The organism is Micromonospora sp. KC213 (assembly GCF_004348325.1).
In the GTDB taxonomy this organism is placed as follows: Bacteria; Actinomycetota; Actinomycetes; order Mycobacteriales; family Micromonosporaceae; genus Micromonospora.
The window spans coordinates 1-7,994 of sequence record NZ_SMKF01000219.1; the positions used below are offsets into that span (position 1 = coordinate 1).

Consider the following 7,994-nt stretch of genomic DNA (forward strand, 5'->3'; position numbering starts at 1 on the left):
GCCCCCGGCCGCGCGCCCCTGCTGCGTCTTCCGGAGGACGAGGGCTGATTCAGGGGTTGCCGGTCAGAACTGGCGGCCGTTGGAGGGGCGACCCGCGGCGTCGCGGGGTGCCATCGCGCGGGGATCGTCGGCGGTACGGGCCTGCGCCGCCTCGTCCGCCCAGTCCCGACCGCGCTCGGCGTCCTGTTCGCGCCGTTCCTGCTCCACGTCGCCGGTCTGCTGCTTCCGCTTCGCCATCGGAGGTCCTCGCGATCTGTCGGGGCGCGACTGCGCCGAATGCCAGGTCACCGCTGGCCTTCCCGATCGCCCCGGCGACAAACGGCACCGGCGCGTCCCGGAGCCGGCCGCCCGGCCCGGCCTGGTCGCCCCCCGCCCGGGTGAGGAGAGGCCCGCACGCGGGTACCCGCACCGGACGTTCCGCCCCGGCAGCGGGCGCCGACGCGAGGAGGACGCTGATGGGTACGCGTGGACAGGTGAACATCCTGGTCGGTACGGCCGGGTTGCCGGCCGACATCGACGGGCCGGACGACGCGACGGGCCTGGTGCTCTTCGCCCACGGCAGCGGCAGTTCCCGGCACAGCCCGCGCAACGTGGCGGTGGCCCGGGTGCTCCAGCAGCGAGGGCTGGCGACCGTGCTGGTGGACCTGCTCACGCCCGACGAGGACGCCCTCGACGCGGTCACCGCCGAGCTGCGTTTCGACATCGGCCTGCTCGCCGACCGGCTCGCCGGGATCGTCGACTGGCTGGGTACCGAGCCGTCGCTGGGCCGGCTGCCGGTGGGTCTGTTCGGCGCGAGCACCGGAGCGGCGGCGGCCCTGGTGGCGGCGGCGGCCCGTCCCGATCGGGTGGCGGCGGTGGTGTCCCGGGGCGGCCGTCCGGACCTGGCCGGTTCGGCGCTGTCGGCGGTCCGCGCGCCGACGCTGATGCTGGTCGGCGGCCTCGACGAGCAGGTGATCACGCTGAACGAGCAGGCGGCCGGGCAGTTGGCCGCACCGCACGAACTGCGGATCGTGCCCGGGGCCACCCACCTCTTCGAGGAACCCGGCACCCTGGAGCAGGTCGCCGACGCGGCCGGCGACTGGTTCTGCACCCACCTGCCGGTCCCGGCCTGACCGGGGTGAGCGGTCAGGCCGGTGCGGGCGGCGGGGTGTCCGTGGCGGCCTCGGCCCTGGCTCGCCGCTCACGATGGCGTTGCACGGTGTCGACCACCCGGTAGGTGACCGCCGCGATCGGCACCGACACGAACGCCCCCGCGATCCCGGCGACCAGGGTGCCGGCGGCCACCACCACCAGGATCACCGCCGGATGCAGCCGGACCTGCCGCTTCATGACCAGCGGCTCCAGCAGGTTGCCCTCGATCTGCTGGACGGCGATCACCGCCGCCAGCACCAGCAGCGCGGTGGTGGGTCCCTTCGCGGCCAGCGCGACCAGCACGGCCACCGCGCCGGCCACCGTGGCCCCGACGATCGGCACGAATCCGCCGAAGAACGTGATCAGGGCCAGCGGCAGGGCCAACGGCACGCCGAGCAGCACCAGGGCGAGGCCGATCCCCATCGCGTCGATCGCCGCGATGATCATCGTGCCCCGGCTGTACCCGCCGAGCGTTCGCCAGCCCACCCGGCCCGCCTCGGCGGTCACCTCGCGGTTCGGGCCGGTCATTCGGCGCAGCATCCACTGCCACATCGAGCGCCCGTCCTTGAGCAGGAAGAACAGCAGCACCAGGGCGAGCAGGGCCGAACCGGCCACCTCGGCGACCGTACGCGCTCCGCCCACCGGATCGAAACCGCCGCCGAGGCCCGAGGTCACCTGCCGAAGCAGCCGGTCCAGCTGCGCCTCGGTGACCGGCAGGGTGGCGGTGACGAAGTCACGGCTGCGCCGCAGACCCTGGTCCAGCTGCTCGGTCAACTCGCCGAACTGGGCGGCGGTCAGGTTCCACACCAGCGCGCCGACCCCGACCAGGACGCCGAGCAGGAGCAGGATCGACAGCAGCGCGGCCAGCGCCGCCGGAACCCGCAGTCGGCGCAGCCCGCGCAACACGGGGTCCAGCAACGCGGCCAGGAAGAGCGTCACCGCCAGCGCGACGGCCAACGGCGCCAGCAGCGTGGCCACCCGGCCCAGCAGGTACAACCCCGCCACCACGATCACCAGGCAGGCGCTCCACACCACGGCGGTGCGGACCAGCCAGGGCAGCGCCGCCCAGGTCTGCCGGGGGCCGGTCCGGGCTTGCGCCGCCGTCTCCTCGGGCGTACGCCCGTCACCGTCCTCGACCACGTCGGCCTCCTCGTTCTCCGCGGATCGATACCCGAGGGGCACCCGCGCGACACCCGCCGCGGCGGGTGGGCTCCCGCCGTCTCCGCGCGGCGTTTGCCCCACCCCGGCCCGGGGAAGGCGGGATACGACGAGACGAGGAGGACGCCGTGAGTGACTTCATGGACAAGGCCGAGGACTTCGCCGACAAGCACGACAAGCAGGTTGACCAGGGCCTGGACAAGGCCGGCGACTACGCCGACCGGCGCACCGAGGGCAGGTACGACGAGCAGATCGACAAGGGCGTCGACATGGCGCAGGCGCGCACCGGTGAGGGCGATCAGGGGCGCTGAGGCGCGTACGTTCACAGCCGGGTCCGCCGTCGTGGCGGGCCCGGCCGCGACGTGTCCGGGCGCGACGGGGTGGCCAGCATCGACCGCTCTCGCTACGATCCGCAGTCGGGACATGACTCGATCGAGGGTCGTGTCACAGCGGACCGGCCTGCCGGCGCGGCGGGCCGTCGACGAGAGGGAGCCACCCCCGGTGACCGACACTTCGCAGGCCACGACGCCGCAACGCTACCCGTTCAGCGCTCCGCACCGGCTCGACGTCGACCCCCGGTACGCCCAACTGCGCCGGGAGGAGCCGCTGATCCGGATCCGGCTGCCGTTCGGTGAGCCCGCCTGGCTGGCCACCCGGTACGCCGACGTGCGGACGGTGCTGGCCGACCCCCGGTTCAGCCGGGCCGCCTCGGTGGGCCGGGACCAGCCCCGCAACACTCCCCTCCAGCCGGACGAGGGCATCCTCGCGATGGACCCGCCGGAGCACACCCGGCTGCGCCGCCTCGTGGCGAAGGCGTTCACCGCCCGGCGGGTGGAGGAGTTGCGTCCCCGTACCCGGGCGGTCGCCGAGGAACTCGTCGACGGGATGCTCGCCGCCGGGCCGCCCGCCGACCTGGTCGCCCACCTGGCCACTCCGCTGCCGATCCGGGTCATCTGCGACCTGCTCGGCGTGCCGGTGGCCGACCAGGACCGCTTCCGCACGTGGTCGGAGGCGATCGTCTCGACCACCTCACTCAGCCCGGACACGATCAGGAGCTACGTCGACCAGCTCATGGGCTACATGGCGGGGCTGATCGCGCAGCGGCGGGTGACCCCGACCGACGACCTGATCGGCGCGATGGTCCGGGCCCGGGACGAGAACGCCGACCGGCTCACCGAGGAGGAGGTCGTCCAGCTCGCCGCCGGTCTGCTCGCCGCCGGGCACGAGACCACCGTGACCCAGATCCCGAACATGGTGTACGTCCTGCTGACCGAGGAGGGCGGCTGGGAGCGGCTGCGCGCCGAGCCGGACCTGGTGCCGAAGGCGGTGGAGGAGCTGATGCGGTTCATCCCGCTCGGCGCGACCGCCGCCTTCCCCCGCTACGCCGTTGAGGACGTCGAGCTGGGCGGGGTGCTGGTCCGGGCGGGTGAGCCGGTGGTCGTCTCGGTGCACTCGGCCAACCGGGACGAGAGCGTCTTCACCGACCCCGAGCGGCTCGACCTGGGCCGGGAGGTCAACCCGCACCTGGGCTTCGGGCACGGCGTGCACCACTGCATCGGGGCCCAGCTCGCCCGGATGGAACTCCAGGTGGTGTTGGAGACGCTGCTGCGGCGTACCCCGGGGCTGCGGTTGGCCGTGCCGCCGTCCGAGCTGACCTGGAAGAGCGGTCTGCTGGTCCGGGGGCTGACCGCGATGCCGGTGCGGTGGTGACGACGGGCGCGGCGGGAGGGCCGAGCAGGTGAGCCAGGAGGAGCCGGGCCGGTGGCGGGTGTTCGTCGACTCGACGAGGTGTATCGGGTCGGGGATCTGCGCGGGTGCCGCACCGACCCACTTCGTGGTGGTGGACGGGCTGTCGCGTCCGGTCGAGGAACGGATCGATCCGGTGGAGGCCGTGCTCGACGCCGCCGAGTCCTGCCCGATGGAGGCGATCATCGTGTCCGACGTGGAGGGCGGCCGGATCGCACCCGAGCCGTGAACCGACGACGGCCACGTCCCACCGGGGGCGCGGCCGTCGTACCGGAGGTCAGTGCTGCTTCTCGTGCAGCGCGGCCATCGAGGTGGGCCGGCCGCTGAGCGCGTCGCGCATCCGGTCGACCAGGCCGGCCCCCGGGGCGAGCAGCTTGTTCGCCGGTGGGTGGTCCGGCGCGGCCGGATGCGGCCGGGTCGGCGCCACCTTCTTCGCCGCCGTCACCTTGCCGGCCAGCTCGACCAGCTCCTCCCGGGCCACTGCCGCCCGCAGCCGCGGGAAGAGATCCGACTCCTCGTCCTGCACGTGGTGGCGGATCGTGCGGGTCAGCTTGGCCAGCAGCTCGTCGAAGCGGCTGTCGGACGGGTCCAACGACTCCAGTTCCTTCATGGTCCGCTCGGCCTCGGCGTGCTCGGAGATCTCGTGTTCGGCGATCCGGTCGCCGTCCGGCAGCGCCTTACGGGCGGCCGGGTAGACGTACGCCTCCTCGGCGACGGAGTGCCGGACCAGTTCGGCGATGACCACGTCGGCCAACTGACGACGGCGCTTGGGCGTGCCCTGCCGGCTCTCCAGCTCGACGAAGATCGCCTCCACCTCCCGATGGTCGGCCGTCAGGACGTCAACGACGTCCCGTTCGGTGCTCTCGTGATGGCTCATGCGGGTCCTCCCTACCGGATGTTCGGACGGTTCGGCTCTGTCGCCCTCGTACCCGGTGCCGGACCGACGAATCACTCCGTGCCCGGTTTGTCGCGTGGGCCGGCCCCCCGCTCGGGGAGGCCGGCCCGCATCGGTGCGTCGGAATCAGGAGCTGTAACCGCGCCCCGCGATCCAGTTCGCCAGCTCGGCGATGCCCATCCAGTACTCCGGGGCGTCCGGCGCCCCCGGATCGGCGATCCTGACCGTGTCGCCGTCGTCCTTGTACTCCACCACGGTCAGATAGTGACCGGCGTAGCTGTGCGTCACCCCGTCCACGTCGAGGGCGCTGCCGCGAATGTTGGCGACGACCGGCCGGTCGGCGTCCACCGCGGCCAGGACGTCGGCGCGCAGCCGCTCGACCTGCTCATCCGACGCCACGTCGGCGCTGATCTCGGTGGTCTTGTACGTGCCACCGGTGTACTCGTTGAGCACCCGGGTGATGTCCAGGGCCGAGTCGGTGCCGGCTTCCGTGGTGCCGAGCTTCTCGGCCAGCTCGTCCTGGCTGACCGTCTTGCCGGCTGCCGACAGGGCGATCCGGGTCGACGCCGGGCCGCAGTAGTAGAAGTTCGGCTGCGCCTGGTACTCGTGCCCGACGCGGTGCGCGCTCCGGCCCTTCTCGGACACCAGCGCCGCGGCCGCCTTCTCGGCCGGCGTGGCCTGCGCCGCCAGGGCGGGGCCGGCGATGCCGCCACCCGCCATGATCAGGCCGGCGACGGAGAGCATGCTGTTGCGGACGTTCGAGTTCATGTCGAAGCTCCGTTCGGGGGTGCCGTCCGGTCGGGGGGACACGGACGTGGCCACCGCGGTGGCGCTCGGATCAGGGGAATCGGGCCTGGGCCCGGCGACGACCGGGCGGTTCGCGCCCCGGCCGCTCGGATCCGCAACGACCGGCGGCCCCGGAGCATTCCAGCCCCGTCACGCGCCGGTGTGTGCGGTCGTACCCAGGATGTAACCGACCCGGGTCGACCGGGATTCCGTCGTACCGGTGCGCCGGTGACCTGGCAAACGGACAACCCGCCCGACACCTCGCGGCGACGTCGTCGACGGGCGGTACGGGCAGGTTGGGGTCGGCCGGGTCAACCCGGCACGATGCCGGACCGGTCGGCCTGGGCGCGGTCGCGGTTGCGGTGTCCAGCAGCCAGGACACCGCAACCTGCCGCATTAGGGGTGGATCAGCGCGGCCGGTCCGGACGACAGGGTGGTCAGTAGGCGGCGACGGCGGCCCGGCCACGGGCCACAGTCGGGGCGTCCCGGGTCGGCTCGGCCGCGGACCGGCCGGAACCCGGCAGCGGCAGCACCGACTCGACCTCCTCCTCGGGCTGCCGGTTCCGCGCCACGTACGCCTCGTCACGCAGGCTGCGGGCCGAGGCCACGGCCAGTTCGGCCGCCCGCCACGCCGCCCGCTCCCGCTCCACGGCCACCCGGTGCCGCTCGGCCAGGTTGTTCCGGGCCGCCTGGCGCAGCAACAGCTCCTGCTCCACCGGGTGCCGCCGCGGATCCCACCCGTTGCGGTGCGCGAAGACGTCGCTCAGCTGCTCGACGGAGATCTCCTTACGCCAGTACGCGTCCAACGCCGTCCGGTGCAGGAACCGCTCACGGTCGGCGTACTCGGACGGGGTCTGCGCGGTCTGCGGCAGGGGCATCGCTGCGGCGGCCGACAGCCGGCGGACGTCCGCCTCAGCCGCCTCGTACGCCGCCCACGCCGCCTCCACCTCCTCCTGCGCGGCCAGCCACTCGGCCCGCCGCCGCGCGGCGGTGGCCCCGGCGCGCTCGGCCGCCACGGCGACCTCGTCGGCGTACCGGGTGCGTTCCCGCTCCTCCTCGCCCAGTTCGAGGTGGCTGGGCATCGCGGCCTGCCGGATCCGGCCGGCCACGGTGGAGCGCAGCCAGTCGGGGCGGGCGACCAGAGCCCCGACGGCGACGGCGACGACGACGAGCAGCGCCAGCCAGATCACGGCGGCGGCGGGAACGTCGAGCAGGACGGAGGAGAAGACGGTCTGCATCACCAGCACCTCACGGCGGGAACGATGTGGACTTCACGAGCGGACACCCGGTGGCGGGCGGGGAGGACGCGCCCGGCGTACCCGTCGACGACCGCACGACGGCGGTGGTCGGCAGCGGGCGGACGCCGGAGGCGGTCAGCTCCGGGGCGGGCCGCGCCGGCCGGTGGCGTCCCGGACCGGGTCCGTCGTCGCCGCCGGGGCCGTGCGGGCCGACGGCTCCCCGGTGCGGGCGGCGTCGCGCCGGGCCGGGAACGGCCGGGCGGCGGGAAGATCGGCGACCTGTTCGTCGGCGGCTCCGGCGACCGTGGCGGTCGACGCCTCGGCCGCTCGGGCGGACGCCCCGTTCCAGGCCGGTGGGTTCGCGGCCACCGGCGCGGCGGCGGCCGGGGTCACCGGCGCGGCGACCGGGCCGGTGAGCGGGGGGACAGCGCCGACGCCGACGGCGAGCACCAGGCAGGCCGCCGCCAGCCGGGTGAGGTCACGCAGCGCGCGTAGCATCGCCCCGATCGGGTGGGCGGTCGCTACGGTCGGCACCGTCTCAACCTAGCGCCACTTCGATGCCCGCGCAGCGGGAGGGAAGGCCGGGTCGGGTGACCCGGGCCACGGTGTGCGGTGTGGACGGAACGTTTCCCGCGACCGGAGCCGGCGTCGACGGCCGAGAACGGCGGCGGCCCGCCCCGAGCGAACCGGGACGGGCCGCCATCGTCATCACCGGTCGGTCACCGGTCGCCGCCGAGCACCGGCGGCGCGGTGCTGCCGCCGTCGCCCCACACCATCTCGTCCTCGGTGAGCCAGGTCATCCGTTCGTCGGTCGCGTCCTCGCCGTGCTGACCCCGACCGCCGATCACGCCACCGCGGCCGGCCGTGCCGAGCTGGCCGGAGACCAGCCGGCCGGTGCCCGCGGCGGAACGGTTCTCCATGCCGGTCGGAACACCGCCGCGACCGGCCGTCGCGGACCCCGCCCGGCCACCCGAGGAGGCCAGCGCGCCGGTGCCGAGCACCCCGCCCGCGACCCCGGCGGCCAGACCCAGCCCTGGCAC

At 74.3% G+C, this 7,994-nt stretch carries 10 protein-coding genes and 1 pseudogene; 4 read left to right on the forward strand and 7 right to left on the reverse strand.

Annotated elements, in window-relative coordinates:
- Positions 1-63 precede the first annotated feature (63 nt).
- On the reverse strand, positions 64-237 hold the full coding sequence (locus E1166_RS31230) for a hypothetical protein (RefSeq protein ID WP_165942644.1): 174 nt from the start codon (positions 235-237) through the stop codon (positions 64-66).
- A gap of 218 nt (positions 238-455) precedes the next feature.
- Here E1166_RS31230 and E1166_RS27650 point away from each other — a divergent pair, with 218 nt between their 5' ends.
- Positions 456-1,112: an alpha/beta fold hydrolase gene (locus E1166_RS27650; RefSeq protein ID WP_132342842.1), complete on the forward strand. Its 657-nt coding sequence runs from the start codon at positions 456-458 to the stop codon at positions 1,110-1,112.
- A gap of 13 nt (positions 1,113-1,125) precedes the next feature.
- Here E1166_RS27650 and E1166_RS27655 read toward each other — a convergent pair whose 3' ends face one another.
- Positions 1,126-2,271, reverse strand: a complete 1,146-nt coding sequence (locus E1166_RS27655) for an AI-2E family transporter (RefSeq protein WP_132342849.1) — start codon at positions 2,269-2,271, stop codon at positions 1,126-1,128.
- A gap of 146 nt (positions 2,272-2,417) precedes the next feature.
- On the opposite strand from E1166_RS27655, the gene E1166_RS27660 reads away from it, so the two are divergent.
- The 3 genes from E1166_RS27660 (at position 2,418) to E1166_RS27670 (ending at position 4,264) form a co-directional block, all read left to right on the forward strand.
- Positions 2,418-2,600 (forward strand): antitoxin, encoded by a 183-nt coding sequence (locus E1166_RS27660; RefSeq protein WP_132266604.1) that lies wholly within the window; start codon positions 2,418-2,420, stop codon positions 2,598-2,600.
- A 190-nt stretch (positions 2,601-2,790) separates the two neighbouring features.
- Positions 2,791-3,999 (forward strand): cytochrome P450, encoded by a 1,209-nt coding sequence (locus E1166_RS27665; protein WP_132266608.1) that lies wholly within the window; start codon positions 2,791-2,793, stop codon positions 3,997-3,999.
- A 28-nt stretch (positions 4,000-4,027) separates the two neighbouring features.
- Positions 4,028-4,264 carry a ferredoxin gene (locus E1166_RS27670; RefSeq protein WP_132342844.1) on the forward strand — a complete coding sequence of 79 codons (237 nt, stop codon included), beginning with the start codon at positions 4,028-4,030 and terminating at the stop codon, positions 4,262-4,264.
- Between the two features lie 48 nt (positions 4,265-4,312).
- On the opposite strand, the gene E1166_RS27675 is transcribed toward E1166_RS27670, so the two are convergent.
- The 5 genes and pseudogenes from E1166_RS27675 to E1166_RS31235 all read right to left on the reverse strand — a co-directional run.
- Entirely contained in the window at positions 4,313-4,912 is a 600-nt protein-coding gene (locus E1166_RS27675) for a hemerythrin domain-containing protein (protein WP_132342845.1), read from the reverse strand.
- A gap of 144 nt (positions 4,913-5,056) precedes the next feature.
- Positions 5,057-5,698, reverse strand: a complete 642-nt coding sequence (locus E1166_RS27680; RefSeq protein WP_132342846.1) for a C39 family peptidase — start codon at positions 5,696-5,698, stop codon at positions 5,057-5,059.
- 455 nt (positions 5,699-6,153) lie between these two features.
- Positions 6,154-6,954 carry a hypothetical protein gene (locus E1166_RS27685; protein ID WP_132342847.1) on the reverse strand — a complete coding sequence of 267 codons (801 nt, stop codon included), beginning with the start codon at positions 6,952-6,954 and terminating at the stop codon, positions 6,154-6,156.
- 135 nt (positions 6,955-7,089) lie between these two features.
- Positions 7,090-7,488: a hypothetical protein gene (locus E1166_RS27690; protein ID WP_132342848.1), complete on the reverse strand. Its 399-nt coding sequence runs from the start codon at positions 7,486-7,488 to the stop codon at positions 7,090-7,092.
- A gap of 185 nt (positions 7,489-7,673) precedes the next feature.
- A pseudogene (locus tag E1166_RS31235) lies at positions 7,674-7,994 on the reverse strand (hypothetical protein); the annotation flags it as partial.